This window comes from Oerskovia paurometabola (assembly GCF_016907365.1).
GTDB classification, from domain to species: Bacteria; Actinomycetota; Actinomycetes; order Actinomycetales; family Cellulomonadaceae; genus Oerskovia; species Oerskovia paurometabola.
On sequence record NZ_JAFBBV010000001.1, the window covers coordinates 1,188,103 to 1,214,379 of the forward strand.

Annotated in this window: 26 protein-coding genes and 3 tRNA genes; 19 read left to right on the forward strand and 10 right to left on the reverse strand. The window is 70.4% G+C overall.

Going from position 1 to position 26,277, the window contains the following annotated elements; all coding sequences use genetic code 11:
- Positions 1–11: 11 nt before the first annotated feature.
- Entirely contained in the window at positions 12–968 is a 957-nt protein-coding gene (locus JOD48_RS05295) for a hypothetical protein (protein WP_204807909.1), read from the reverse strand.
- Between the two features lie 124 nt (positions 969–1,092).
- Between JOD48_RS05295 and JOD48_RS05300 the strand changes: the two genes are divergently transcribed.
- From JOD48_RS05300 to htpX, 7 genes are all read left to right on the forward strand, one after another.
- On the forward strand, positions 1,093–1,395 hold the full coding sequence (locus tag JOD48_RS05300) for a hypothetical protein (RefSeq protein ID WP_191791755.1): 303 nt from the start codon (positions 1,093–1,095) through the stop codon (positions 1,393–1,395).
- The gene (locus tag JOD48_RS05305; RefSeq protein ID WP_191791756.1) at positions 1,392–2,807 is read left to right on the forward strand and encodes a hypothetical protein; all 1,416 of its coding nucleotides are present in this window, start codon (positions 1,392–1,394) and stop codon (positions 2,805–2,807) included. The genes JOD48_RS05300 and JOD48_RS05305 overlap by 4 nt, the downstream gene beginning before the upstream one ends.
- On the forward strand, positions 2,786–3,574 hold the full coding sequence (locus tag JOD48_RS20085) for a hypothetical protein (protein ID WP_204807911.1): 789 nt from the start codon (positions 2,786–2,788) through the stop codon (positions 3,572–3,574). Before JOD48_RS05305 ends, JOD48_RS20085 begins: the two co-directional genes overlap by 22 nt.
- 79 nt (positions 3,575–3,653) lie before the next feature.
- The gene (locus JOD48_RS20090; RefSeq protein WP_204807913.1) at positions 3,654–4,130 is read left to right on the forward strand and encodes an LpqN/LpqT family lipoprotein; all 477 of its coding nucleotides are present in this window, start codon (positions 3,654–3,656) and stop codon (positions 4,128–4,130) included.
- Positions 4,127–4,654 (forward strand): hypothetical protein, encoded by a 528-nt coding sequence (locus JOD48_RS05320; protein WP_191791759.1) that lies wholly within the window; start codon positions 4,127–4,129, stop codon positions 4,652–4,654. The genes JOD48_RS20090 and JOD48_RS05320 overlap by 4 nt, the downstream gene beginning before the upstream one ends.
- 242 nt (positions 4,655–4,896) lie before the next feature.
- On the forward strand, positions 4,897–6,327 hold the full coding sequence (locus JOD48_RS05325) for an FAD-dependent oxidoreductase (RefSeq protein ID WP_204807915.1): 1,431 nt from the start codon (positions 4,897–4,899) through the stop codon (positions 6,325–6,327).
- Between the two features lie 205 nt (positions 6,328–6,532).
- Positions 6,533–7,408 (forward strand): zinc metalloprotease HtpX, encoded by an 876-nt coding sequence (gene htpX, locus JOD48_RS05330; RefSeq protein ID WP_204807917.1) that lies wholly within the window; start codon positions 6,533–6,535, stop codon positions 7,406–7,408.
- A 63-nt stretch (positions 7,409–7,471) separates the two neighbouring features.
- On the opposite strand, the gene JOD48_RS05335 is transcribed toward htpX, so the two are convergent.
- The 4 genes from JOD48_RS05335 to rarD all read right to left on the reverse strand — a co-directional run bounded on the left by JOD48_RS05335 (position 7,472) and on the right by rarD (position 11,109).
- Positions 7,472–8,524 carry an alpha/beta hydrolase family protein gene (locus JOD48_RS05335; RefSeq protein WP_204807919.1) on the reverse strand — a complete coding sequence of 351 codons (1,053 nt, stop codon included), beginning with the start codon at positions 8,522–8,524 and terminating at the stop codon, positions 7,472–7,474.
- Positions 8,524–9,372 carry an HAD family hydrolase gene (locus JOD48_RS05340; protein WP_204807921.1) on the reverse strand — a complete coding sequence of 283 codons (849 nt, stop codon included), beginning with the start codon at positions 9,370–9,372 and terminating at the stop codon, positions 8,524–8,526. Before JOD48_RS05340 ends, JOD48_RS05335 begins: the two co-directional genes overlap by 1 nt.
- Positions 9,373–9,593: 221 nt before the next feature.
- On the reverse strand, positions 9,594–10,088 hold the full coding sequence (locus tag JOD48_RS05345; protein WP_191791633.1) for a YajQ family cyclic di-GMP-binding protein: 495 nt from the start codon (positions 10,086–10,088) through the stop codon (positions 9,594–9,596).
- A gap of 109 nt (positions 10,089–10,197) precedes the next feature.
- On the reverse strand, positions 10,198–11,109 hold the full coding sequence (gene rarD / locus JOD48_RS05350) for an EamA family transporter RarD (protein WP_204810381.1): 912 nt from the start codon (positions 11,107–11,109) through the stop codon (positions 10,198–10,200).
- Positions 11,110–11,342: 233 nt separating this feature from the next.
- On the opposite strand from rarD, the gene JOD48_RS05355 reads away from it, so the two are divergent.
- The 6 genes from JOD48_RS05355 to JOD48_RS05380 all read left to right on the forward strand — a co-directional run bounded on the left by JOD48_RS05355 (position 11,343) and on the right by JOD48_RS05380 (position 13,207).
- Positions 11,343–11,424, forward strand: a tRNA-Tyr gene (locus tag JOD48_RS05355).
- Positions 11,425–11,789: 365 nt separating this feature from the next.
- Positions 11,790–11,862 (forward strand) — tRNA-Thr (locus JOD48_RS05360).
- A gap of 63 nt (positions 11,863–11,925) precedes the next feature.
- Positions 11,926–12,002 (forward strand) — tRNA-Met (locus tag JOD48_RS05365).
- Positions 12,003–12,088: 86 nt separating this feature from the next.
- Positions 12,089–12,259, forward strand: a complete 171-nt coding sequence (gene rpmG / locus JOD48_RS05370; protein ID WP_030151977.1) for a 50S ribosomal protein L33 — start codon at positions 12,089–12,091, stop codon at positions 12,257–12,259.
- A gap of 31 nt (positions 12,260–12,290) precedes the next feature.
- Complete coding sequence (locus tag JOD48_RS05375) at positions 12,291–12,758, forward strand: FAS1-like dehydratase domain-containing protein (protein ID WP_191791631.1); 468 nt, start codon at positions 12,291–12,293, stop codon at positions 12,756–12,758.
- The gene (locus tag JOD48_RS05380; RefSeq protein WP_204807923.1) at positions 12,755–13,207 is read left to right on the forward strand and encodes a MaoC family dehydratase; all 453 of its coding nucleotides are present in this window, start codon (positions 12,755–12,757) and stop codon (positions 13,205–13,207) included. Before JOD48_RS05375 ends, JOD48_RS05380 begins: the two co-directional genes overlap by 4 nt.
- 85 nt (positions 13,208–13,292) lie before the next feature.
- Here the strand turns inward: JOD48_RS05380 and JOD48_RS05385 are convergent, their stop codons facing one another.
- The gene (locus JOD48_RS05385) at positions 13,293–14,393 is read right to left on the reverse strand and encodes a LacI family DNA-binding transcriptional regulator (RefSeq protein ID WP_204807925.1); all 1,101 of its coding nucleotides are present in this window, start codon (positions 14,391–14,393) and stop codon (positions 13,293–13,295) included.
- 109 nt (positions 14,394–14,502) lie between these two features.
- On the opposite strand from JOD48_RS05385, the gene JOD48_RS05390 reads away from it, so the two are divergent.
- The 6 genes from JOD48_RS05390 (at position 14,503) to JOD48_RS05415 (ending at position 22,560) form a co-directional block, all read left to right on the forward strand.
- The gene (locus JOD48_RS05390) at positions 14,503–16,059 is read left to right on the forward strand and encodes an MFS transporter (RefSeq protein ID WP_204807927.1); all 1,557 of its coding nucleotides are present in this window, start codon (positions 14,503–14,505) and stop codon (positions 16,057–16,059) included.
- Positions 16,056–17,351, forward strand: a complete 1,296-nt coding sequence (locus JOD48_RS05395; RefSeq protein ID WP_204807929.1) for an MFS transporter — start codon at positions 16,056–16,058, stop codon at positions 17,349–17,351. The genes JOD48_RS05390 and JOD48_RS05395 overlap by 4 nt, the downstream gene beginning before the upstream one ends.
- A gap of 250 nt (positions 17,352–17,601) precedes the next feature.
- The gene (locus JOD48_RS05400) at positions 17,602–19,161 is read left to right on the forward strand and encodes an FkbM family methyltransferase (RefSeq protein ID WP_204807931.1); all 1,560 of its coding nucleotides are present in this window, start codon (positions 17,602–17,604) and stop codon (positions 19,159–19,161) included.
- On the forward strand, positions 19,158–20,195 hold the full coding sequence (locus JOD48_RS20095) for a glycosyltransferase family 4 protein (RefSeq protein WP_204807934.1): 1,038 nt from the start codon (positions 19,158–19,160) through the stop codon (positions 20,193–20,195). The genes JOD48_RS05400 and JOD48_RS20095 overlap by 4 nt, the downstream gene beginning before the upstream one ends.
- Positions 20,196–20,302: 107 nt before the next feature.
- Complete coding sequence (locus JOD48_RS05410; protein WP_191791613.1) at positions 20,303–21,229, forward strand: glycosyltransferase family 4 protein; 927 nt, start codon at positions 20,303–20,305, stop codon at positions 21,227–21,229.
- Positions 21,226–22,560, forward strand: a complete 1,335-nt coding sequence (locus JOD48_RS05415; RefSeq protein WP_204807935.1) for a glycosyltransferase — start codon at positions 21,226–21,228, stop codon at positions 22,558–22,560. The genes JOD48_RS05410 and JOD48_RS05415 overlap by 4 nt, the downstream gene beginning before the upstream one ends.
- A gap of 114 nt (positions 22,561–22,674) precedes the next feature.
- Here the strand turns inward: JOD48_RS05415 and JOD48_RS05420 are convergent, their stop codons facing one another.
- From JOD48_RS05420 to JOD48_RS05435, 4 genes are read right to left on the reverse strand one after another with little or no spacing between them, the layout of a single operon-like run.
- Positions 22,675–23,634 carry a WxcM-like domain-containing protein gene (locus JOD48_RS05420; RefSeq protein ID WP_204807938.1) on the reverse strand — a complete coding sequence of 320 codons (960 nt, stop codon included), beginning with the start codon at positions 23,632–23,634 and terminating at the stop codon, positions 22,675–22,677.
- Positions 23,631–24,050, reverse strand: a complete 420-nt coding sequence (locus JOD48_RS05425; RefSeq protein WP_204807940.1) for a GtrA family protein — start codon at positions 24,048–24,050, stop codon at positions 23,631–23,633. Before JOD48_RS05425 ends, JOD48_RS05420 begins: the two co-directional genes overlap by 4 nt.
- A 4-nt stretch (positions 24,051–24,054) precedes the next feature.
- Positions 24,055–25,050: a glycosyltransferase family 2 protein gene (locus JOD48_RS05430; RefSeq protein WP_307823983.1), complete on the reverse strand. Its 996-nt coding sequence runs from the start codon at positions 25,048–25,050 to the stop codon at positions 24,055–24,057.
- The gene (locus tag JOD48_RS05435; protein ID WP_204807942.1) at positions 25,004–26,095 is read right to left on the reverse strand and encodes a DegT/DnrJ/EryC1/StrS family aminotransferase; all 1,092 of its coding nucleotides are present in this window, start codon (positions 26,093–26,095) and stop codon (positions 25,004–25,006) included. The genes JOD48_RS05430 and JOD48_RS05435 overlap by 47 nt, the downstream gene beginning before the upstream one ends.
- Between the last annotated feature and the right edge of the window lie 182 nt (positions 26,096–26,277).

Consider the following 26,277-nt stretch of genomic DNA (forward strand, 5'->3'; position numbering starts at 1 on the left):
CGGGCCGACGGTCAGGTGCCTGCACCCCACCAGCAGAGCGCCGCTGCCCAGACGAGCAGAGCCTCGTCGTCGGCGGTGAGGTCGCGGACGGTGAGCATGCGCTGACGGTCCTCCGTGCGGATCGACGCGAGCTCGTCGAGGCCGCGCCAGACACGCGCGGCGTTGTCCCGGCCGGGGTAGAGGTCGAGAAGGTCCGTGAGCACGGGGGCGCCGCGGAGCGCGCCGCGGGGCACGACCTCGCGATGGTGGGCCTTTCGTGAGCCCCCCACGACGGCTGCGACCGGGGTCCCGTCCGCGAGCGACACCTCGCGCAGGGTCCTGTCGTGGCGACGAGGGACGAGGGGCGTGCTGCGCAGGAGCACGTGCCCCTCGGGGTCGAGCAGCTCGACGGTGTGAGGGTCGTCGCTGCCGCCGGTGTGCTGGCCGACGAGCCCTTCCACCGCCAGCTCCAGGAGGCCGGAGGCGATCTCCCCCGTGCCGAGCGGAGCGCGAGGACAGCGGCGGACCAGGTATCCCGGTGAGTGCTCACCGACCAGGAAGACTCGCCCGGTCCACCCCCGTTGGCCGACGTCCCCCCGCGCCTCGGGCACGGCGACCTCGAACGAGCGGGGGAGGAGCGCGGCGACCTCGGCCTGGCTGCGGTGCAGAGGTTGCTCGGGCGCGGCAGGGACGCCGACCGCGGGTGCCGGCGGCCCGAAGAGCGCGCCCGGTGCGCGCAGCCGTCGACCGAGGCCGCGCATGCTCGCACCGGTGGCCTCGACGTTCGCGCGGGCCGACTCGACCCCGGCGAGCGCCGCGCGGCCCCGGTCGAGCAAGGACCCCGGCACGAGCGCGTCGAGCCGTGGGACCCGCCGCGCGTCAGGTCGACGAGCGGCGTCGGCGGCGTCCGTCGCAGTCTCGGCGGAGGTCTCCCGGGCGTCGCCCTGCGGCTGCGGGAGCGCGCCGCCGTTCTCGTCGTGGTGCGTCACGGGAGTCAGGCTACCGTCGGTGGCTGCCGCGACAGCGCGTGTGGGGAGTTGTCCCCATGGTGAAGCATCGGCAGCATCTGGCAGCATGGCCACGCGCGGTGGAGAGCCGTGCGGACGAGAGGACATGACGATGACGCTTCGCGTCGACACCGAGGCGATCGATGCGGCAGCGATCTCGCTCGGAACCACCGCGGGGACGCTGGGGGACCTGGCAGGCGACATCGCTCAGCAGGCAGCAGCTGCCTCGGCAGCAGGTGGCCACCCGCACGTCGTTGCGGGCGCGAGCGAGTTCGGAGACTACTGGGGTGCCGGTCTCGGCGCCCTGGCGGTGGCGCTGGGTGAGCTCGCGACGCAGTTCGGCGACGCTGCGGCGGCCTATGCGGAGCAGGACCAGGTGCTGGCCAACGGTGCGAGGGAGCTCCGATGACCTACTTCGTCGACACGCCGGCGCCGTCCGCTCCCCGGCTCGCCCCGGTCGAAGGTGACCCGGAGGGGCTGCGTACCGCCGCCCGCGGCCTCGAAACGGTGCACGACGGCCTCGGCGACGCGCTGCGGGCACTGCGAGCCCGAGCCCGTGCGCTCGGCGACGACTGGGTCGGGGTCGCCGGCGAGGCGGCGCCCGTCGCTGTCGAGGGCGTCGCGCTGCTCGTGGAGAACGTGCAGGGGGCGATGAGCACGGGAGCCGGCGCGCTGCGGACCTATGCCGACGCGCTCGAGACGGCGCGCACGACCGTCGCCACGGCACAAGGGTTCGCCGACGACGCTGCCGCGTCGTGCGGCTCCGCGCTGCGGACGATCGACACGACGGCTAGCCCCGACATGGCCTTCTACACCGGCCAGCAGCGCCAGGCAGCGATCTGGGACGCGCAGGTGGCGTTCCAGGCGCAGACCGCTGCGGCGGACCGGGCTCGGGAGACGCTCGAGGCCGCGGCGCTCGCGTGCCGCCGTGCGCTCGAGGACACCCGTTCGGTGCTGGTGCGGGGGCACCGGGAGTCGTTCGAGGACTACGTCAACGGCATCGTCGCCAACGGTCTGAGCATGCTTCCCGGCATGGCCGGGCACGAGGGGACTCTCGGCTCGACGGTGTGGGCGGCGACGGCGGCAGGCGGGGTCGCCTACTCGGGCTTCTACACGGCGAAGTACGGCGCGGCGCTGTGGATGCACTGGGCCAGGGACAAGATGCTGACCCAGAACTCGGTCTCGAGCCTGATCGTCAAGGCTCTGAGCCCGCGGCTCGACGCTCTCGGGCTCCGCCTGGGCCTCGGGGCCGGTGTCGGGGCGAACACGTTCAACGGGCTCAACGCCTTCGGACGAGTCATGTTCGGCACGTCCGGGGTGACGGGGACGGCCGGTGGGATGACGCCGTGGGCAGCAGGTCGAGCGGCTGCCGCGGCCGCTGACACCGGTGCTCTGCGCGCAGGCCTCAGCGCAGGTGCGAAGGCCTCGGGCGTCCTGCGCGGCCTGGGCGTGGTCGGTGCCGTCGGCGCGACAGGCATGAGCCTCGTGAACGTGGCCTCCCAGGGCAACCCGATCGATGCGTTCCAGGAGAACGGCATCGACTACGTCGCGGACGTCGCGGAGCTCGGTTTCAACGTAAGCCTCACGGCTGCGATGATCGCCCCCAACCCCGTGACGATCGGCGCTGCCGTCATCACGGGAGCGATCTATGGCACGACCGAGATCATCGCCCACTGGGACGAGATCGAGGACCTCGCCGCGAACGGCGCGGAGATGGTCGCTGACGGATGGAACGCCACGACCGAGGTCGTGGGCGACGCGGTGGACGCCGGCGTCGAGAAGGCAAAGGAGTTCGGCTCGTGGCTCAACCCGTTCGACTGACCGAAGGGCTGCCCGCGGCGATGGATCGTCGTCGTCGGCGCTTCCTGCTCTTCCCCGACCACCTCGCTGTCCTGGGCCAGCTGGCCCAGGAGGGCGTGGTGGAGGAAGGGCTCGACGCCGCCGTCGACGCGCTGCGCGAGGCGGGCGTGCTCGGCGCCGACGACGCGGTCGACCCGGCGGCCGGCGAGCTCGCCCAGGCGCTGGCGGGGAGCTCGCTCCTCGTCGACGTCGAGACGAGCAGCGACGACGGGATCGTCTACCACGGCCTCGCCTTCGCCTCGGTCGGCGGCGTGGCCGTGTGCTGGGCGCGCTCTGGCTGGCCGGGGACCGCGCAGGCCGAGTACCTCCCGGTCGACGTCGGGATGGTCGTGCCGTGGATCGCCACGACGGTCGGGCTCGGGCGGGACGGCGCCACCGGGGGCGGCTCCCTGCCCGACGTCCTCACCACGACGGTCGGCGCGCTGGGTGCGTCCGACGGCACGGCCGACCCGGAGGAGGCGCTGGGCGGCGCCGCCGACGTCCTCGACGCCGCCAGGCTCACGTGGCGCGTGACGGTCCATGCGCCCGGCGGGTCCACGGTCCGCGCGCTCGCGGTCGTCGACGCGGGGCCGCTCGGCCTGTGGGAGCGCGTCGCGCCCGCGGAGCCGTTCGGGCTCGACGTCCCGGATCCCGCGACGCCCGTCGTCCTGGAACGGCGGAGCCCGGGTGACGTGTGGCGTGCCCTCGTCGGGCTGCTGCAGGACGCCGGCGAGGTCGCGGCGTCCTGACGTCCCGCGAGGCCCGGGCCGTCAGGACGCGCTGCCGCCTAGACTGTCCGGGCCCCGTGGACCCCGAAGAGGAGTGACCGTGCCGTCGACCCTGCAGTTCCCGAGCGAGCAGTTCCCCGCCTACCCCGGTGTGAGCCTCGACCAACCGGACGGCTGGCAGCCGCTCCCTGAGGTGGGCCTGCCGCTCGCGTTGGCGAAGGACGCCGCCGGTGGGGAGTTTCGCGCCAACGTCATCACGGTCCTCAACCGGGTCCGGGCCGAGCACACGCTCGACCAGGCGATCGGCGAGGTCGTCGCGCGGCTGACCGCGCTTCCGCAGTACAAGGAGCTCGGGCGCTCGGAGATCGACGTCCAGGGGCACGCCGGGTTCCGTATCGAGGGGATCTTCGCGGAGCCGACTCTCGGCGCGCTCGTCCAGGCGGTGCGGATCGTGCTCGTCGACCGCGGGCCCGTCAAGGACCTGGTGCAGGTGACGGGGTCGTGCACGGGGGCACAGATGCCGAGCACGCTGCCGGAGATCCGTGCGATCCAGGACAGCCTGAGCATCGCCCTGTGACCGGCGCGGTGGCGGACGCCGCACCGCTCGACGACGTGGTCGCGGCCCTGCTGGGTCTCGGCTCCGGCGACCTGCCGTACTCGGCATCGGTCGAGGAGTGGAAGCACGGCGCCCAGGTCACGCTGACCTGGACGGGCTGGGAGGCCCGGTGGCGCTCGTTGCTCGGGGCGGGGAAGGCGACCAGGTCGTACCGGCTCGTGGTGCGGCTCGACGCCCGACGCGCGGTCTACCGGTTCACGGAGATCAGCGGGAGGTCGCGCAGGAGCGTGGCCGCCTCGCCGGTCGGTGTCCACGCCGAGGCGCGCTGGGACGCCCACCGCGGCAAGACCTTCGGTACACGGTCGGGAAGCCTGGTGGTCGCGCAGCGCGTGACCTCGTCGGGGGACCGGGCCTACGAGGTCGCGCACCTCGCCGCCGTGTCGGCGAGCCCGTCGACCATCAAGGTCCCGGTCTTCTCGACGCTCCGGTCTCTCGGCTGGCGGCCTCGCGTCGACAACCGTTTCGTGCGCCTCTTCGAGAGGTGAGGCTCACGAGCGGAGGCTGCCTCTGACCGCCGCCCGCCCCGCCCGCGCCGTAACATTCGGCCGGATCATGAGACGCCATTCCACTAGGCGAGATTCGCTGGCAGTGTGAAGGTTCACCTCAGTCGTACAATCGAGTGGTTCTCCCGTTGGCGGCCGCGGACTCACCCGGACAGCCCGCGTGACCGGTCCGCCCACCTCCTGCGGGCCGACCTCCCCTCCTCGACCGGAAGGCGTTCTTTCCTGTGAGCAGCTCTCGTCCGTTGCGTGTCGCCATTGTTGGCGCTGGTCCTGCTGGTATCTATGCGGCGGACATTCTGTCGAAGACGGGCGTCGAGGTGAGTATCGACTTGTTCGAGCGTCTTCCTGCGCCGTTCGGGTTGGTGCGGTACGGGGTGGCGCCGGATCATCCGCGGATCAAGGCGATCATCGTGGCGTTGCACAAGGTGTTGGCCCGGGGTGATGTGCGTCTGCTCGCGAATGTGGAGTATGGGGTGGATCTGAAGCTGGATGATCTGCGGCAGTTCTATGACGCGGTGATCTTCTCGACGGGTTCGATCCGGGATGCGGCGTTGGCGATCGAGGGGATCGATCTGCCGGGGTCGTTCGGTGCGGCGGATTTCGTGTCGTGGTACGACGGGCACCCGGATGTGGCGCGCACGTGGCCGTTGGAGGCCGAGCAGGTCGCGGTGCTGGGGGCGGGGAACGTGGCGCTGGACGTGGCGCGGGTGCTGGCCAAGCATGCGGACGACTTGTTGCCCACGGAGATCCCGGAGAACGTGTATCAGGGGTTGAAGGAGTCGCCGGTGACGGACGTGCACGTGTTCGCGCGTCGTGGTCCGGCGCAGGCGAAGTTCTCCCCGTTGGAGCTGCGTGAGCTGGGGCACGTGCCGGACGTGGACGTGATCGTGTATCCGGAGGACTTCGAGTTCGACGAGGGGTCGATGGCCGCGATCAATTCCTCGAACCAGACCAAGCAGGTCGTCAAGACGTTGACGGACTGGACGCTCAAGGACCCGTCGCAGTTCACGGCTTCGCGGCGGTTGCACCTGCATTTCTTGCATGCGCCGGTCGCGGTGCTGGGCGAGGGCAGGGTCGAGGGGTTGCGTACCGAGCGGACCCGGTTGAACGGGGACGGGACGGTCAGCGGGACGGGGGAGTTCTTCGAGTGGCCGGTGCAGGCGGTGTACCGGGCGGTGGGGTACTTCGGGTCGCCGTTGCCCGAGATCCCGTTCGACGACCTCAAGGGTGTGATTCCCAACCGTGAGGGTCGGGTCATCGACATCGATGGTGCGCAGATCCCGGGGGTGTATGCCACGGGGTGGATCAAGCGTGGCCCGGTCGGGCTGATCGGGCACACCAAGTCCGACGCGTCCGAGACCGTCCGCCACCTCGTCGAGGACGTGACCGGTGCGGTCGCCGCCTCGGAGGGCGTGGAGGCGGTCGAGGGTGACCTCGAGGCCGGTCGCGTCGCGCCGCACGGTTCGCCCGAGGCGGTCCTGGAGTTCCTGACCGAGCGCGGCGTGGACGTCGTCCAGTGGGCCGACTGGGAGGTCCTGGACGCCCACGAGCGCACCCTCGGGGAGCCGCACGGGCGCGAGCGCATCAAGGTCGTGCCCCGCGAGGACATGATCCGCATCGCCCGCCGCCAGACCGAGGCAGCCACCGAGGCCTGACCCGCACGACGCGCACCACGCCACGGCGCCCCAGCCCACCCGGGCCGGGGCGCCGTCGTCGTCCTTGCGAGGACGGAGCCGCGCTCAGGCCCGGCATGCCGAGCCGTCCGGGTCAGGCGGCGCAGGGAACCCCCCGCGTGCGCCGAGCGTTCTCCCGGTGGATGCTCGCACCACGGCATCCTGTGCTCGACGGAAGGGGCTGAGCGTGGGTCATCAGCATTTCAACGGTCTGAAGACCGCAGGGCTCTTCGGGATCATGTGGGTCGTGATCCTGGGCCTGTGGGCCGTGTTCGGACGGTCGGCCAGCACGTTGTGGATCTTCGTCGCGATCGGTCTCGTGACCACGGCGTACGGGTACTGGAACTCCGACAAGATCGCGATCCGGGCCATGCACGCGCGGCCGGTGAGCGAGCTCGAGCAGCCCGCGATGTACCGGATCGTGCGGGAGCTCTCGACCGCCGCGCGTCAGCCGATGCCCAAGCTGTACGTCTCGCCCACGCAGGCCCCCAACGCGTTCGCGACGGGTCGCAACCCCAAGAACGCCGCGGTCTGCTGCACCGAAGGCATCCTGACGCTCCTCGACGAGCGCGAGCTGCGCGGCGTGCTGGGGCACGAGCTCATGCACGTGTACAACCGCGACATCCTCACGTCGTCCGTGGCCAGCGCCATGGCCGGCGTGATCACGTCGCTGGCCCAGTTCCTGCTGATCTTCGGTGGCAACCGCGAGCGTGGGGGCAACCCGCTCGCGGCGATCGCCATGTCGCTCCTCGCGCCCGTGGCCGCGATGGTGATCCAGCTCGCGATCTCCCGCACACGCGAGTACGACGCCGACGAGGACGGCGCCAAGCTCACGGGCGACCCGCTCGCGCTCGCCTCGGCGCTGCGCAAGCTCGAGCAGGGGACGGCACGCGCGCCGCTGCCGCAGAACCGCGACCTCGTCGACGTCTCGCACCTCATGATCGCCAACCCGTTCCGCGGCGCGGGCGTCGCGAAGATGTTCGCGACGCACCCGCCCATGGCCGACCGCATCCAGCGCCTCGAGCGCATGGCGGGCCAGCAGGGTGGCATCACGCGCTACTGAGCCCGCGTCGCCGAGGCACCCGTCGCTGAAGGTCCCTGCCGCCGAGGGAGAGCCGAGCTCCCTCTATCTCGCGGCCCCCGCCGACGTGATGCCGCGCTCGGCCAGCCAGTCGCGCACCGCGGCCCACGCGCCCGAGCGGGGGTTCTGGGGCGACAGGTGGTCCTCGCCAGGGATCACCGCGAGCGTCACGTCGTCCCCGGCCGCTCGCGCCGCCTCGGCATAGCCGGTCGCGACCGAGGGCAGGACCACGGCGTCCAGGTCGCCGGTCGTCACGAGCGTCGGGACGCCGAGCGGGAGCCGCGCGGTGGGGTCCGCCAGGTCGTACCGGTCGTCGGTGACCTCGCTCGTCGAGCCGCCCATGAGCGCCTCGACCGGCCCCCGCGACCCGTGCACCGACCCCGCGGCCGCCAGGTCGTTCACGCCCGCCTGGGTGACCACGAGGTCGGGCCGGACGTGCGGGGAGGCTCCGGGGGCGCCGTCGGGCAGGGTGTGCCGGGCCGCGAGCCACAGGGCCATGGTCCCGCCCGCGGAGTGCCCGACGACGGCCACGCGCCCGGGCGTCAGGCCCACGGTCCCGAGGGCTTCGGGGAGCAGGTCGAGGCCTGCCGCGACGTCCTCGAACGTGCCGGGCCAACCGCCGTCGTCGGCAGGGTCGGCCGCGCCCACGCCGCGGTAGTCGAGGTTCCACACCACGACGCCGTCGTCGGTGAGGTCGCGGGCCACCGCGGCCTCGGACGAGCGGTCGTACTCGGCGCCCCAGCCGCCGCCGTGGACCAGGACGACGACGTCGACGGTCTCTCCCGCCTCCTTGACCTCCGTGGTCTCGGACGGCGTACGCAGTTCCTCGGTGCCTGCGGCGAGCGCTGCGGGCAGGATCAGGTCGGCGGTCCGGGCCGGGCGCGGGCCGTAGGAGAACGTGGTGAGCATCGCGTCGTCGGGCGCGGTGGCCGGGGAGGAGGTCGATGCGGGCACCTGTTGATCCGCAGGGGCGGGGCTCGTGCACCCGGTGGTCGCGAGCGCGAGCGCGAGCGCGAGCGCGAGGGCCGCCGTCCGGCCGCGTCGGCCGGTCGCGGCCGAGGGTGCCTGGCGGGGCCCGGTGCCCTGTCGGGCGCGCATCAGCTGCCCTGTCTCTCGGTTGCCGTCGGCGTGCTCGATGGGGCTGCCCCGTCGAGCAACCGCTCCAGGGCTACCGCGACACCGTCCTCGTCGTTCGACGCCGTCACGTGGGTCGCGGCCTCGAGCACCTCCGGGTGCGCGTTCGATACGGCGTACGAGGTTCCCGCCCAGGTGAGCATCGGCAGGTCGTTGGGCATGTCGCCGAACGCCCAGACCTCGTGGGCCCCGATGCCGTGGGACGAGGACCAGGCGGCCAGCGCACCGGCCTTGGTCACGTCGGGAGGGAGGAGCTCGGCGAGCCCCGCGGCCCCGGAGAACGCGAGCAGGGCACGGTCTCCCACGACGTCGAGCACCTGCTCGAAGAACTCGTCCTGGCCCAGGGCGTCCGTGCGCGCGAGCAGCTTGGCGACGGGGGAGTCGAGCGCGCGCTCGACCGGCCCGCGCCAGGAGTCCGGCATGTCCTCCTCGTGCCGGAACGTCGAGTCGAACACCGGGCCGTCGATCTGCTCGACGGCCAGCGCGACACCGGGCACCGCGGCGCGCAGGTCGCTGACCACGTCACGCAGGGCGGGCAGCGCGAAGCCACGGGACTCGACGACCTGGCGCGTGCCGACGTCGTACACGCACGCCCCGCCCAGGCAGATGATGACGCCGTGCCCTCCCACCAGGCGCCCGACCTCGGTCAGCCAGCGGGGCGGGCGGGCCGTGACGAACACGACCTGGGTGCCGGCCTCGTCCAGAGCGGCCAGGACACGGCGGGTGCGGTCGGAGACCGTGCCGTCCGAGCGCAGCAGCGTCCCGTCGAGGTCGGTCGCGATCACGCGAGGACGGCGCAGGGGGCTGGTCATGCCGGGGACCCAGCGGCGCGCGCCGGGACGGTGTCGAGGGCCCCGTGGCTCAGCACGGGCGCCACCGCCGGGAGTCGGTGAGTGTCCACGCCGCGAGTCTAGGTCGGCGCGGTAGCGACACGCCCGCACGTCGCGGGCGTGACACGGCGGGGCCCGGAACGCGGACGGGCGCGCCACCGTCGGGCAGGAGCCCGAGCAGCGACGCGCCCGTCAGGAGCTGGTCAGCGGTAGTTCGTGAACTGCACCGCGAAGTCCAGGTCCGCGCCCTTGAGCAGCGCCTGGACGGTCTGGAGGTCGTCGCGCGACTTGCTCGTCGCGCGGACCTCGTCGCCCGTGATCTGCGTCTTGACGCCCTTGGGCCCCTCCTCGCGGATGATCTTGGTGACCTTCTTCGCGTTCTCGCCCGCGAGGCCCTCCTTCAGCACACCCTCGAGGCGGTACTCCTTGCCCGACAGCTTGGGCTCGTTCTCGCCCGTGTCGAACGCCTTGAGCGAGATGCCGCGCTTGATGAGCTTGGTCTGGAACACGTCGAGGATCGCGAGGACGCGCTCCTCCGAGTTCGCGACCATGACGATCTTCTCGCCGCTCCAGGCGATCGACGCGCCGATGTTCTTGAAGTCGTAGCGGGTCTGGATCTCCTTGATCGCCTGGTTGAGGGCGTTGTCGACCTCCTGGCGGTCGACCTTGCTGACGATGTCCATCGATGAATCGGCCACGGTGCTCTCCTGACACGGTAGGTGGATTGGTCTGGGGTCAACGGTAGTGGGCGGGGGCCGGGGGCGTCGCCTCGGGCACCCGCCTGCGAGCCGACCGCGGTCCGATCGGTCAGCGAGCCGCGAGCCGGGACACGCGCATCGCGCGCAGGGCGTCGACGCTGAGCACGATCAGCGCGAGCCACACGAGCGAGAAGCCGGCCCACCGAGCGGGCGGCATGGACTCGTGGAACACGAGCAGCCCGACGAGGAACTGGAGCACGGGCGCGAGGTACTGGAGCATGCCCACGAGGCTCAGCGGCAGGCGTCGGGCCGCCGCGCCGAACAGCAGGAGGGGCAGGGCCGTGACGACGCCGCTGGATGCGAGCAGGAGGGCGTGACCGGTGCCCTCGGCGGCAAACGTCCCGACACCCGTGACCCCGAGGAAGACCAGGTAGCCGAGCGCCACGGGGAACAGCAGGGTCGTCTCGACCGCCAGGCCGGGAAGGGCCTCGACGTCGCGCCCGACACGGTTCTTGACGAGTCCGTACAGGCCGAACGAGGCGGCGAGGGTCAGCGCGATCCACGGGAGCCGGCCGACGCCGATCGTGAGGACGACCACGGCGGCCGTGCCGATCCCGAGCGCGACCCACTGCGCGGGGCGCAGCCGCTCCTTGAGCACGAGCACCGCGAGCAGCACCGTGACGAGGGGGTTGATGAAGTACCCGAGGGCCGCGTCGAGCACGTGCCCGGACAGCACGCCGTAGACGTACACGGTCCAGTTCGTGGCCACGAGCACCGCGGCGATCGCCAGCAGCCCCACGGTCCGGCGCACGCGGAACGCGGCCCGGAACGCGGGCAGCTTGCGCATCACGAGCAGCAGGAGGAGGCAGAACAGCAGGCTCCACACCACGCGGTGGGAGATGATCTCGAGCGGCCCCGCCGGCTGGAGCAGCGGGAAGAAGAGGGGCATCGCGCCCCACAGGAAGTACGCGCTCGCCCCGAGGACCACGCCGAGGCGGTCGATCGGGGCCGGCGTGGGGATGCCCGGAGCGCCCGGACGGGAGGCGCCCGGTGGCGCGGAGAGGTCGTTCACGGGGTGCTGGGGTGCCTGGCTCACGGTCCACTGTAAGCGTGTGCAGGCGGATCGTGAGGGGTCGATTTTCCTCCGGGGTCCGATTCGCTGTACTGTTGCCACGCTCCCGCAGTTCGGAAGCGTCTTTCGGTTGTGCCTCGGCACGGTCGGGGCGAGGCCGACGGGAGTGCACAACTCAACATGGCAGGTTGCCCGAGCGGCCAAAGGGATCTGACTGTAAATCAGACGGCATAGCCTTCGTGGGTTCGAATCCCTCACCTGCCACGCACATGAACGAGGCGTCACCCGTCGGGTGGCGCCTCGTTCGCGTTGAGGTCGACGTGCGGGGTCGAGCCCTGGGGGCGCGGGCAGGGTCTCCCGGGGCGCGGTCTGCGGCCCGACCGCGGAGCTCACCAGGGTCGTCCGGCCGGCGGCGCACCTCCGGGACGCGTCGGTGTGCACGGGCAGTTCGTGCGGGCGGGGGTGAAGTCGTGACATGTCGGACCGGTTCCGCTCGCCCGACGCGCGTCCGCAGAGCGAGGAGGGCGACTCCCGGTCGGGCCGCAGAATCGGCCTGATCACTGGGGTCCGGGGCGGTCGCCGGGGTCGATTTCGCACCACGCCAGAACCCGTGTAATCTTCTTACCGCTGCCCCGATAGCTCAGTCGGCAGAGCGTCTCCATGGTAAGGAGAAGGTCAAGGGTTCGATTCCCTTTCGGGGCTCTGTGAAGTGACGCGGGGTCGTCTCGCTGGAATACTGGCGACACGACCCCGCGTTCATCACGCGGCGGGGTAGCTCAGCTGGTCAGAGCGCACGGCTCATAATCGTGAGGTCGCGGGTTCGAGCCCCGCCCCCGCTACCACTTCCTGACAACACCGTACGGCGGCCGGCGCCGTGCGGCCTAGCAAGCACGTAGCGCCCTCCGGAGGCGCGAGAGGTGGCACTACCGTGGCAAGCAAGAGCTCAGACGTTCGCCCGAAGATCACGCTCGCATGCGTGGACTGCAAGGAGCGGAACTACATCACCAAGAAGAACCGCCGCAACGACCCCGACCGTCTCGAGCTGGCGAAGTTCTGCCCGCGCTGCGGCAAGCACACCGCTCACCGCGAGACCCGCTGATCCAGCGGCTCCACTGAGCAGCTCCGCACGCATGGCGATCAACGCTGACTACGCCGGTCGCGAGTACCCGGCCACCGCCCCGTACTCGGTCGGCCGCGAGAAGATCCGCGAGTTCGCCGCTGCTGTCGGTTCGACCCACCCCGCGCACCACGATGTGGCCACTGCGCGGGGTTTGGGCTATCCGGACCTGATCGCGCCGCCCACGTTCGCGGTCATCGTCGCGCAGCGCGCCGAGGCCCCGTTCATCCAGGATCCTGAGGCAGGCGTCGACTTCACGCGCGTCGTGCACGCCGACGAGCGGTTCGTGCACCACCGTCCGATCGTCGCCGGCGACGAGCTCGTGACGGTGCTGCACGTCGACTCGATCACGCAGCGGGCCGGCATCTCGATGGTCACGACGCGCGCCGAGATCGGCGCCCTGGTGGCAGACGGTTCCGGAACCGTCGAGCCCGTCGCGACCGTCACGTCGAGCCTCGTCGTCCGCGGGGAGGACGCATGACCGAGCACATCGCCTCTCCGGTGAGCACCGCTCGACCGGACCTCGCCGCCCTCGCGGTGGGCGACGTCGTCGGGAGCCGCGAGGTTCTCGTCGACCGGGCGCGCCTCGTCCGCTACGCCGGTGCGAGCGACGACTTCAACCCGATCCACTGGAACGACGCCTTCGCGCAGAGCGTGGACCTGCCCGGCGTGATCGCGCACGGCATGTTCACCATGGGGGCCGCCGTCGCGCTGGTCGAGGACTGGGCCGGGGACCCGGGCGCGGTCGTCGACTACCAGACCCGCTTCACTCGTCCCGTGCCCGTGCCGAACCCGGGCGAGGCCGTGATCTCGGTGTCGGGAGCGATCGGTGCGATCGATCTCGAGGCCCGCACGGTCCGTGTCGACCTCACGGTCACGTTCGAGGGCGCCAAGGTCCTCATGAAGGCGCAGGCGGTCGTCCGCCTCTAGCCGCCGGACACAGCTCGCAGAAGGGTGCCTCTCCCGCACGGGAGAGGCGCCCTTCGTGCGTCACGGTTCGGGGGAGCGGGGCGGTTCAGGCGCTCGGCGCGGGTCCTGTCGTGGTCCCGAGCACGAGCCCGACGTCGAGCATGACGGTCTCCGGCTCCTTGCCGGCGAGGAGCGCCACGACCGCGTTGCCCAGCTCGGCGCCCTTCTCGGCGAGGGGCTGGTGGACGCTCGTGAGGGTGTCGGGGCTGAGCCAGGGGAGGTCGAGGCCGTCGAACCCGGCGATGGACAGGTCTTCTGGCACGCGCAGCCCGAGCTCCTTGGCACCGAGGAGCGCGCCCGCGGCGAGCAGGTCGGAGTGGGCGATGATCGCGGTGGGCCGTTCGTCGTCGGGGACCCAGGTCCCGAGGATCTCGACGGCCGCGGCGTGCCCGTGCTCGACGAGCGAGGCCTCGGTCTCCCACGAGATGAGGGGCTCGACGACGTCGCGCACCCCGGTGAGGCGGTTGAGGGTGGGGGTGCGGTCGGCCTGGGCGAGGCGCTCGGCGTCGATGACCCCGCTGCGACGCGAGTTGTCGAGGGGGAGCGAGATCTCGGCGATGCGGGTGTGGCCGAGGTCGACGAGGTGGCGGACGGCCTCGGCCGTGCCGCGCCGGTCCTCGATGCCGACGAGCGGCGTGCCGGGCACGGGGCGTCCTTCGCCGATCACGACGGGCACGCCGCGGCGTTGCAGGGCGGCGAGGGTCGCGTCGTCGGTCCCGACGCCCCACACGAGGACCGCGACGTCCATCGCGGCGCTCTCGATGAGGGGGTCGACCGCGCGGGACGGGTCGTCGGAGGGGATGCCGGGAATGAGCAGGACGCCGAGGCCGCTGGTCCCGAGGGTGGAGACGAGGCCGTCGAGGACCTGGACGGCGACCGGGTCGCGGAACGCGCGCTTGAGCTGGTCGCCGATCACGACGCCCACGATCCCGGACTTCCCGGAGCGCAGCTGGCGCCCGAGGGGGTTGGGGCCGGTGTAGCCGAGCTCGTCGGCTGCGGCCATGACGCGGTCGCGCGTCTCGGGGGTGATGGGGCCCGCGCCCGAGAACGCGAGGGACGCAGTGGAGACGGAGACCCCGGCGAGCGCGGCGACGCGGGCGAGGGTCGGGCGGCCTGGCGGCCTGGGTGCCTGCTCGGTCTCGGTCATCGTCGCCCCTCTGTCGGTCATCTGCCGGTCATCTGGTGGTTCTCGGGTCCGGCGTGGCGCGCGGAAAGGTGTTTGACGGCGCGGCCAGACTACCCGCAGAATTGACCCCATGTCTCGAATCGTTTCGAAGGCCACCCACGACGCAGGAATCGAATCGATTCGACCCGTTCTTGATCCTGGCCTCTCCCGCGCCCGCTGGTCCCTCCTGGGGATCTTCCTGCTCAACGGCATCACCATGTCGAGCTGGCTCGCCCGCATCCCGTCGGTCCGCGACGCGCTCGACATGACGCCCAAGGACCTGGGCTTCGTGCTGCTCGCGGGTGCGATCGGCGCCCTGATGACCGTCACGCTGGCCGGTCCGATCGTCAACCGTTTCGGCGGCAAGGCGACCATGCTCGCCTCGACGGCCTTCTTCGCCGCGGCGCTCGTTCTCCTGGGCGTCGGCCCGGCCACGGGGTCCGTCGCGCTGCTGGCCGCGGGCATCTTCCTCAACGGTGTGGCCTTCTCGCTCGGCAACGTGCCCATGAACGTCGAGAGCGCGAGCGTCGAACGGCGCACCGGGCGCACGATCCTGCCGCAGTTCCACGCGGCCTTCAGCATCGGTGCAGTCGTCGGTTCTCTCATCGGCGCCGCGTGCGCCGCGGGTGACGTCCCGGTCCTCGTGCAGTTCGCGGGCACCGCGGTCGTCGCGACGGTCTGGCGCCTGGTGAGCATCCCGATGTTCATCCACGCGACGCCGCCGCGCCCTCGCGTCGACGGTCGCCTGGGAGACGCAGGTCCCGACGGTGTCGAGGCCGCCGCCGTCCTGCACCCGCGCTCGCGCCGCGTGCGCCTGGGGGCCGCGCTGAGCGCGTGGCGCGAGCCGCGCACGCTGCTGATCGGCCTGGTCATCATGGCCGCGGCGCTCTCCGAGGGCTCCGCGAACGACTGGCTGTCCCTCGCCGTCGTCGACGGGTTCGACCAGACCGAGGCGGTCGGCGCCGTGGTCTTCGGTGCCTTCGTCGGTGCCATGACGATCATGCGCCTGCTCGGCACGCGCCTCATCGACCGCTACGGGCGGGTCGTCGTGCTGCGCTTCTCGGGCGTGGCCTCGATCGGCGGCCTGCTGCTCTTCGGCTTCGCGCCGAACCTGCCGCTCGCCGGTGTCGGGGTCCTCGCGTGGGGCATGGGGGCGGCCCTCGCGGTCCCCATCGGCATCGCCGCTGCGTCCGACGAACCGCTCCAGGCCGCGAGCCGCGTCTCGGTCGTCTCGGCGTTCTCGTCGATGGCGTCGCTCGCCGCGCCGCCGCTGCTGGGCATCGCGGCGGAGACCATGGGTGCGCGGCACGCGCTCGTGCTCATCGTGGTCGCGATGGTCGTCAGCGTGCTGCTCTCGACCAAGGTCGCGCCGCTCGCCCCGAGCAGCTCGCCGCACCCGCTGCCCGACGGCGGCGCTCCCGTCACCGGACCGGGTCGCGTCGTGCACACGATCGGGGAGGGGGACGAGGTCTCCGGCGTCCAGCGGCCGGAGCCTGACCATGTGGTAAGCAATCACCCGGTACCGTCGACCGTGGGCACACGTCGTCGCCGGTCGCTCCGTCGGCACGCCCCCGGCGGCAGCACCCCGACGACGCAGCCGGCCCCGACCGGCTCGACCTCTCACCGACGCGAGGAGACCTCCGCATGACCACCCCGCCCTCGCCGCTCACCGGCGGCCAGAGCGCCGTGAGCGCCGCCCGGACCGTGCAGGCGGCCACCTGGTCCGTCTTCGCGGTGTTCTTCCTCAACGGGTTCAACTTCGCGAGCTGGGCCTCTCGCCTGCCCGCGGTCCGGGACGCGCTCGGGCTCAGCGAGGGCAGCATGGGCCTCCTGCTGCTCTTCGCCGCGATCGGGTCGCTCCTCGCGCTGCCGCTCGCGGGCATGGTCGTGCAACGGATCGGCGCGTCGCGCGCCGTCCTGTTCTTCGCCACCGTCAACGTCGCCGGTCTCGTCGTCGCCGTCACCGGGGTGTCCCAGGGCTCGGTCGACGTCGTGCGAGTCGGCCTGTTCCTGTTCGGGATCGGGACCGGCGTCTGGGACGCCGCCATGAACATCGAGGGTGCAGCGGTCGAGCAGCGACTCGGCAAGGCGATCATGCCCCGCTTCCACGCAGGCTTCTCGTTCGGCACCATGGCGGGAGCCGGCGTCGGCGCCCTGGCCGCGCTGGCGGCCGTGCCCGTCCAGTGGCACCTCGCGGTCGCGCTCGCGCTCAGCCTCCTGGGCGTCGTCTGGTGCGTGCGGTCCTTCCTCCCTGCGGGCGACGTCCACGCGACGCCGTCCGGCTCCGGGCGCGACGCCGCCGCCGGTGAGGACCCGGCGACCGCCGTCCACTCGTCGAACGGGGCGCGCAGCGCCCTCGCGGCCTGGCGCGAGCCGCGGACCCTGCTGATCGGCCTCGTCGTCCTGGCGGCAGCCCTGACCGAGGGCGCCGCCAACGACTGGGTCGGGCTCGCGGTCGTCGACGGCTTCGGCACGTCGGACGCGATGGGCGCCGTGGGGCTCGGGATCTTCCTGACCGCCATGACGGGCATGCGACTGCTCGGCACGGGCCTGCTCGACCGCTTCGGGCGTGTGGCCGTGCTGCGCATCTCCGCGGGCCTCGCGTTCGTGGGACTGCTCGTGTTCACGCTCGTGCCCAACCTGTGGGTCGCGCTCGTCGGCGTGGTCCTGTGGGGCATGGGCGCGGCGCTCGGCTTCCCCGTGGGGATGAGCGCGGCCTCGGACGACCCCGCGCACGCCGCCGTCCGGGTCAGCGTCGTCTCGACGATCGGCTACTCGGCCTTCTTCGTCGGGCCCCCGCTCATCGGCTTCCTCGCCGAGCACATCGGGGGCTACCGCCCGGCGCTCCTCGTCATCGCGGTGCCGCTCGTGATCGGTCTGCTCGTGGTCAACGCGGCCAAGCCGCTGCCCACGGCCGCGGGGGGTGCGAAGGGTCGGTGACCCCCATGAGGAGCGCGCGCCGGTACGAGATGTCTGCCATCTGATCGGCCGCAGGCTCGCCCGTGGGCACAAGACCAGTACGAGCGTGTCATACGGATATCATGTGGGATCCGCCACCATGACCCCCGTCTCGATCGGTGTGCAGCGCACTTCATCGAACCCAGAACATCGAGGTCACATGCCGCTCAACACCGCCGCTGTCGCGGCACATCTACGTGCGGATGCGCGTTCTGTCGGACGGGCCGGCGGGATGCCGTCGATCACCAAGGTACGCCGACTCGCCGAACCGCCCACCAGGACGCTGGACCCGGACGAGCTCTTCCTGATCGGGCTCTACGACGGCCTCCTGGGCCGTGAGCCGGACGGCGAGGGCTTCTCCACCAACCTCTCGGCGTTGCGGCAGGGACTGCCTCGTATGGCGATGTACGAGGCGATGAACGTGTCGGACGAGGCCATGAAGCACAGAGGGACGCAGGACCGTGTCCCGCCGACTGACTCCGCACTCGACGCCTTCGTCCTGCGCGGGCTCCACCTGGTCACGCTCGGTGTGCCGTCGGCCCCTGAACAGCTGAGCGCAGAGGTCGCCCGCTGGCGGTCGGGCGTCCCTCTCGGGGTCATCGCCTATGAGATGGCGCCCTCTGGTGCTCGTCCGTGGGAGCTCCTGCTGGTGGACGAGCTGCTGCGCGGGACTCCTGCCGAGAACGACGCGGCCGCCGTCGACCGTGCCCTCGTGCGCCTCAACCATCGAGAGGCGCCCGAGTCGATCCTCGCCTCGCTCGTCCCGGGTCGGGGACCGGTAGCGAGGGCGCGCCGTCACCGCCGGGCCCGCCGTGCCGAGATGTACGCGACGTTCGCCCTGCTCCAGGCGGCTCAGAACGCACGAGTCGAGGGCACATCTCGCCCGGTGCCAGGGGACGACGACCCGGTCGTCCGTCTCGGGGAGCTCGCCTCCCGGCAGGATCGCAGACTTGGCTCCATCGAGACGACGCTCGCGAAGATCGGGCAGGACACCGCGGCCGCCGCCACCTGGCGCGACGAGGTGTCGGTCGTCGAGGTCGACGGACTGCTCTTCGGGGTCCCGGCGCGCGAGTGGCGCCTCGCGGCCTACCTCGAGCACCGCGGCCACCCCGAGCCTGGTCTCGCCGCCATCCTGACGACGTACCTCAAGCCGGGTGGCCGATTCATCGACGTCGGAGCGAACATCGGGCTCTACACCGTCGCCGCGGCAGCCGTCGTGGGGCCGACAGGTTCCGTCGTGGCCGTCGAGCCGACGCCGACGACCGTCGAGATGCTGCGGGAGAACGTGCAGCTCAACGGGTTCCTCGAGTCGGACATCGTCCGGGTCGTCGAGGGAGCCGCCGGCGCACGTCGGGGCCGGGCGAAGCTGGCCGTCTACGCGCACGACTCGGGCCACAACACCCTGTACGCCAAGGACGCGCGAGACGCCTCCGTCGAGGTGGACGTCGTCCCGCTCGACGAGGTCGTCGAGCGCGGTTCCACGGTGGACGTCGTCAAGATCGACGTCGAGGGCGGTGAGCTCGCGGTGCTTCGCGGCATGCAGCGGATCGTCGACGAGAACCCTCACATCGTCGTCTTCGCCGAGCTGGCAGACATCCACCTGCGGCGCGCCGGGACGAGCGCCCAGCGGTTCCTGGACACGGTCGTGGAGCTCGGGTGGGAATGGGACATCTTCGAGACGGTCTCGGGTGCTAGCGCGACGACCGAGACGGACGTCCCGCTCAGCGTCTTCCTCCGGCGGGCCGCTGCCAGCCCTGCCGCCTCCACCCCTGTCGATCGAGAAGCCCAGTGAGAATCGTCGTCGCCACCACCTCTGTGCCGTTCGTCAGCGGCGGCGCCAGCATCATCGTCGACTGGCTCGAGCGTGCGCTCGTGGAGCGCGGCCACGAGGTCGACGTCTTCACGCTGCCGTTCCGAGCGCATCCACCCACGATGACCACCCAGATGGTGGGTCTGAGGTCGCTCGACTTCAGCGACCGGTGCGACCGCCTCATCGCAGTGCGGACACCGAGCCACCTGGTGCAGCACCCACGCAAGAGCGTCTGGTTCCTTCACCACCATCGGCCGGCCTACGACCTGTGGAACTCCGCGCCAGACGTTCCCCACGACGCGGACGGGCGTGAGTTCCGACGCATGCTCTTCGCGTCCGACGAGGCCGCGCTGGCCGAGTCGAACGTGTTCTGCAACTCCGACGTCATCCGTCGGCGTCTCGCTGACTACAACGGGGTCGACGCCGAGATCCTCTACCCACCGCTCGATCCTGCCGGGGGCTATGCCATGGAGCAGGCGGAGGACACCATCGTCTACGTCTCGCGTCTCATGGACCACAAGCGCCAGCTGCTCGCGGTCCAGGCGCTGGCGACGACCCAGACTCCGGTCCGCCTCCACCTGGTGGGCGCCTTCGACGCCACCGACGACTCCTACCGCCGGTCGATCCTCGAGACGATCACCCGGTACGACCTGCAGGACAGGGTGACGCTGTCCGAGGGATGGGTCGACGAGCAGACCAAGCGGAGCATCGTGGCACGCGCGCTCGCGGTTGCGTACTTCCCGTTCGACGAGGACTCCTACGGCTACCCGTCACTCGAGGCTGCGGCGATGGGGCGCCCTGTCGTCACGACGACCGACAGCGGGGGAGTGACCGAGCTCGTCGAGGACGAGGTGAACGGCCTGGTGGTGGAACCGGACGCACTAGCTCTCGGGGCAGCGTTCGACCGACTCTGGGAGGACCGAGCCCTGGCCGACAAGCTCGGAGCGGGTCAGGCTGCCAAGGTGGCAGCGCTGAAGATCTCCTGGGATCACGTGACGGAGAGGTTGCTGGCATGAGGGTGCTCGTTGCGACGAACGGAGTCCCGTTCGTCCGTGGGGGGGCCGAGCTGTTGGCGGATGCTCTGATCCGCGAGCTGCGGACCAGAGGGCACGAGGCGGATCTGATGCGGATCCCGTTCCGTTGGGAGTCCCCCGCAGATCTCGCCGACACGATGATCTACGCGTCGACCATCGATCTGCACGGGGTCGACCGTGTCATCGCGTTGAAGTTCCCGGCCTACCTGGTCGACCACCCGAACGTGACGGTGTGGCTGTTGCACCAGTTCCGTCAGGTGTACGACATGTGGGACACCCCGTGGAGCCCCCCGGTCGACGACCCGCAGTGGCAGAGGATCCGGGATGCTATCCACGAGGCCGACACGCGCCAGCTGCGGCGCGCACGTCGCCTCTTCACCAACGACAACGTCACCCAGCAGCGGCTCAAGGTGCACAACGGGCTCGACGCCGCCGTCCTGCATCCGCCGCTGCCCGACGAGGGCGACATCCGTCAGGGGCAGTTCGGCGACTACATCCTGTGTCTCGGACGCGTCTCGGGAGGAAAGCGGCCTCTGCTGGCGGTCGAGGCCCTCGCGCACTCGTCGTCCGGTGTCCGCCTGGTCGTCGCGGGGCAACCCGACAGCGAGGACGTGGTCCGCGAGCTCCACGAGGCGATCGAGGAGCACGGACTGCAGGACAGGGTCACGATGCACCTCGAGTTCGTCGAGACGGAGTTCAAGCGTGACCTCCTCGCGGGGGCGTTGGGCGTCGCCTACTTCCCGATCGACGAGGACTCGTTCGGCTACGTGACGGCCGAGGCGATGACCGCCGGCAAGCCGGTGGTCACGCTCTCCGACTCGGGCGGGATCCTGAACCTGGTGCACGACGGCCGGACGGGACTCGTCGCCGCGCCGGACCCCCGTTCGATCGCCACTGCGTTCGATCGCCTGTTCACCGACCGTCCGGCGACGGAGAAGATGGGTGCGAGCGCGGAAGAAGCCGTCGCTCGACTGAACCTCTCCTGGGACCACGTCATCGAGGAGCTGCTCCGATGAGGATCGCTTGGTGTACCCCGTTCTCCGAGCAGAGCGCGATCGGTCGTGTCAGTGCGATCGTCGCCGAGGAGCTCGTCCGCCGTCCGGAGGTCCAGATCGACATCTGGCAGCCCGTGGAGTCGACCGGTCGGGTGTGGTCGGGCGAGACCTACACGATCGATCTCGAGGACCTGAGCCCTCTGCTCGAGTACGACGCCGTCGTCTACCACCTCGGGAACTACGCGCCGAACCACCTGGACATCTGGAAGGCATCGGAGCAGGTGCCGGGGATCGTCGTGCTCCACGACATCTCGCTGGGTGGCCTCTTCCACCAGTACCTCCTGGACAGGGGGGACTACAGCGACGAGATCGGTCGCTGGTACGGCCACGGTGTGGAGAACCTCGCGCGACGGGTGCTGGGGGGCTCGGGGGAGACACCGCCCTGGGAGCTCGACGGCGGGGCCGCGTTCTCGTTCCTCGGCCTGGCTGCCAGGAACGCACGTACCGTCGTCGTCCATTCGCAGTTCGCCGCACGAGAGGTCGAGACGTCGGTCCTGGCCGACGTCGTGGTGGTCGGGCTACCGGTCGAGGGGGCCGAGCCCGAGGACGACATCGCCGCGGCGCTCCCTGCGTTGATCCCGGAGGGCATACCCCTCGTCCTCCAGGCAGGGATCATGAACCCCAACAAGCGGATCGACGTCGTCGTCGAGGCGTTCGCCGACGTGGTGAGCCGACGACGAGCCCACCTCGTCGTCGCGGGCCGGGCCGGCGGACTCTCGAGCTCGGACGTCGAGAACCTGCTGGCCGCCCAGGGAATCGTCGACGCCACCGTGCTCGACGACCCCTCGGACGCCATGCTTGCCAAGCTGAGGGCCAACGCGGCGGTGGCCGTGGTGCTCCGCGAGCCCTGCCTCGAAGGAGCGTCGTACGCCCTGCTCGAGAGCCTCGTCGCCGGTGTGCCGGTCGTGACGGTGGACGACGGCAGCTACGCAGAGGTGCACGGGACGTTCATCCAGCACGTCCCGACGCCCCCGCGCGCACAGTCCGTCTCCGACGCGATCGTGCGCAGCCTGGACGACGCCGGGCAGGAGGTCAGGGAGTCGGCGCAGTCGTTCGTGGCGCAGGGCCACACGGCGCGCGACTATGCGGACGGGATCATCGAGGTCGTCCGTCGCGATCGCGGCGTCGGTCCGCGGCTCCAGCTGCTCGACGAGCTGACGCTCAGGCTGCGGCGCATGGGACTGTCGGAGAACGACGACGCGGTCCGTCGCACGGCGGAGCGCGTCGAGTTCCTGTACTCACGCACGCCGCGGATCCTGGGCGAGGACGTGGCACCTGCCCTCAGCGTGTAGTCACCGCTCGGATGCGGTTGGTTCGCGGAACTGCAACCCGCGCGAACCGACGTCGCCATCTGATGCCTCGTGGTAGGCATCAGATGGCGACGGGTAGATCACGCGCTCAGGACGTCACCGTCCAGTCGACCCGCTGACGGTGGAACCCTCGCGTCGGGTAGCGGGTGCCAGCTCGGTCAAGAACTCCTCGTAGCTGCGGATGTAGTCCGCGTTGTCATACGGCTGTGAGGCAAAGACTCCGAGGACCGAGTCTGGCGAATACCTATACTGCGTGCCCCACGTCATCGGAGGCATGTAGAGTCCGACACCCGGCTGGTCCAGCCGGACCTGCTCGCGCGTCATTCCGTCATCGACGATGCAGGTGACCGCGCCGCGCAGACAAACGAGGACCTGCTCGCACCGTCTGTGGGCGTGCTCCCCTCTGACGTCGGTGGACGGCACGTCGAACACGGCGAAGAAGCGCGCAGGAACGAACGGCAGGTCGGCTCCGAGCTCGACCGCTGCCAGGGATCCACGCATGTCGCTAGCGACCTTCAGTGGGATCAGACGGGCACCCGCAGACAGCCTTCCCGGGGCGGACACCGGGGTGTCGGTGGCTTCGATGGTCGTCGCGTCTGCGTAGCCGACGATCCGGGCAGGATTGCCCACCACCACGGCGTTTGCTGGAACGTTCTTCGTGACGACGGAACCTGCTCCGACCATGGCATTCCGCCCGATGCGGACGCCAGGAAGAACGACGGACCCTGCCCCCAATGACGCGCCGTCGTCGACGCGTGTGACGGAGAACTCCTGCGGGTACCGCTTGCTTCGCGGGAACCTGTCGTTCGTAAAGCTGACGTTCGGGCCGACGAACACGTCGTTCCCCAGCCGGATACCGTCCCAGAGCTGGACCCCGCTCTTGAGCGTCACACGGTCGCCGACGACGACGTCGTTCTCGATGAACACGTGGTCGCAGACGTTGACGTCCTTGCCGATCCTTGCCCCCGGAAGGACATGGGCAAAGGCCCAGATGCGTGTGCCGTCGCCGATGTTCTCGGACTCGCAGATGCCGGCAGGGTGGACGTGATAGTTCATGAGCTCTGTCCCCGGTCGCGGATGGTGTTGGTATGGACAAGGCGGGCTATCAAACGTCCGCCGACAAACGTGAGTGGTGCGGTGACGAGGACGACGAGGGCTGAGGCGCTCGAGGGCAGTCCCGTTCGCTCGAGGAGCGTGACCACACCGAGGCCTATCAGGTAGACGACGAGGTAGCAGGCGGCGTACGCCAGCTTCCCGCCGGTGCCCAGCCGGACGCCATAGACGAACCTGCCTGCCATGAGAGTCGAGAACACCACGCCCGCCGCGAACACGACCGTGTAGGCGAGTTGCGGCGTCATCACGGTGGCCAGCAGCGCGAGCAGGACCCCGGTGCCTACCGTGTTGAGCCCGCCCACCAGGAGGAAACGGATGCCCGAGTCACGAAGGCTCCGCGGTGCGGGTACGTTGCTCACTACCTCACGTCCCGTCGAACATCTCGCGCGACATCGAGAGCGACAGAGGCCTGCCTTTGCTGTTCTCGTAGCCACGCCAGACGTAGGACCCCACGACGCCCAAACCGGCGAGGATCAGGAACGTCGTGAAGAGCATGGTGAGCATCAGGGGTGTATAGCCAACCTCATCGATCCTTCCCGTGCTCCACGAGAGGAGGACTACCAGCCCGATCGCCACGGTCGAGAGGCTGCCGACGACGCCAACCCCGGTGAGCATCCGGATGGGGATGTCCGTGAAGGAGAACACGCTGTCCAGCAAGTACTTGAACTTCTTCGTGAACGTCCAGCCGGACTTTCCGTGCATCCGGATGAGGCGCTCGTACGGCACTTCGGTACGTCGGTACCCGACCCAGTAGAGCAGGCCGACCAGGCTCGAGTGAGCCTCGTCCAGCTCGAGCAGTCTCGCTGCCACCTCTCGCGTGCACGCGAAGACATCCACACCACCCTGCGGAATGTCGCGGTTGATGAACCGGCGGTACAAGCCCCAGAAGGTCCGTGAGAACACTGATGACACGGCGGGGTCCAGACGCGACTGGCGCCTGCCCACGACGACGTCGTACTCGTTGCCAGCCAGTTGCGCGAAGAACTCCTTCATCAGCTCCGGCGGTTCCTGGAGGTCGGCCGCCATCACTCCGATGAACTCGCCTCGTGCGGCATCCAGTCCGGTCCTGATCGCTGGGAACGACCCGAAGTTTCGGGAGTGCACGACGAGCTGGCTCGCGATCGACGCCGCGGGAAGGATCTTGCGGAGGACCGCCAACGAGTCGTCCGGGGAACCGTCGACGACGAACACCGCTTCCATGGCGCCGTCGAGCTCGACGGCGACGGAGGCAAGCCGTTCCACGACGTCGGGGAGAGTCGCCTCGTTCCCGTACACCGGAATGACGACGGAGTAGCGGATCTGCGGGATCGCCTCAGAACGTTGCAAGAGCGTCGCACACCCGTTCGATCTCGTCCTCACGAAGCTCGGGAAAGAGCGGGACCGAGAGGATTCGGCTCGCCAGTGCCTCGGTCGTGGGGAGACTGGTGTCCAAGTAGTCGTCGGCAACCGCCGGTTGTCGATGGTCGGGAATCGGGTAGTGGACGTCGCTCTGGATCTTCTGGTCGGTCAGGTGCTTGCGCAGCGCCTCGATATCGTCGGTGACGACGACTGCCAGATGAGCGGCATGTGACTCGTCGAGACCGCCGAGCACCGTTGCGCGGTGTGAAGCTGCTTGAGCGTACCGGCGGAGGATCTCCCGTCGCCGCGTGGTGAGGTCGTCCAGCCGGGCGAGACGCATCCGCAGGACGGCCGCTTGCAGCTCGTCGAGCCTGGAGTTCCGACCGCCGTCGTCGGCGGTCGAGTACTTGCGGTCCCAACCGTACTGTCGCAAGCGACGAATCGTCGCATCTGTCTCTGCCGTTCGGGAGACGACGGCGCCACCGTCACCGAGCGCCCCGAGATTCTTGGTCGGGTAGAAGCTGAACGCTGCGGCATCGCCGAAGGAACCCGAACGCGCTCCTGGGAGACCTGCGCCGAGGGCCTGGGCGCAGTCCTCCACAACCATGACACCCCACGGCTCGCAGATCGCCCGGATGGCTGCCACATCCACGGCGTGACCGTAGAGGTGCGTCACGACGACAGCGCCGACCGTCTCGTCGAGCACGGGGGCAAGGGTTGTCGGCGTGAGCACGTGAGTCTGCGCGTCGATGTCCGCATAGGCGACGTCGTACCCGCCTCGACGGGCCGCTGTCGACGTGTACCCGCCGCAGTTTGCGGCAGTCACCACTCGTGTCCGTCCCGCGGGCATGATGGCCCGCAGGGCGAGCTCCAGCGCGTCGGTACCGTTGGCGACTCCGGCTGCGTGCGGTGCAGCAAGGTAGGTGGCCAGCTCCTTCTCGAATGCGCTGTGCTGCGGACCGTGCACGAGCCATCCAGAGTCGAGCACCTCCGCCATGGTGGAGTCGAGCGCTTCGCGCTGTGCAGAGATGGCACGTGACAAGTCGTTGAACGGGATCCAGTCCACAAGCTTCCTTTCATAGATGTCGAGCCGTGCTCGACATCAGGCCGACCAAGAGAACGGCTCCGGTGTATCCGCCAAGATCGCGGCGGCAGGGAGACTCGGCAGGGGCAGTCTGCGCTCGGTCCGTTGCCGTTGCCGTTGCAGTGGGCATCGGCGGGTCGGTTGTGCGCATCCCCGCCTCGACG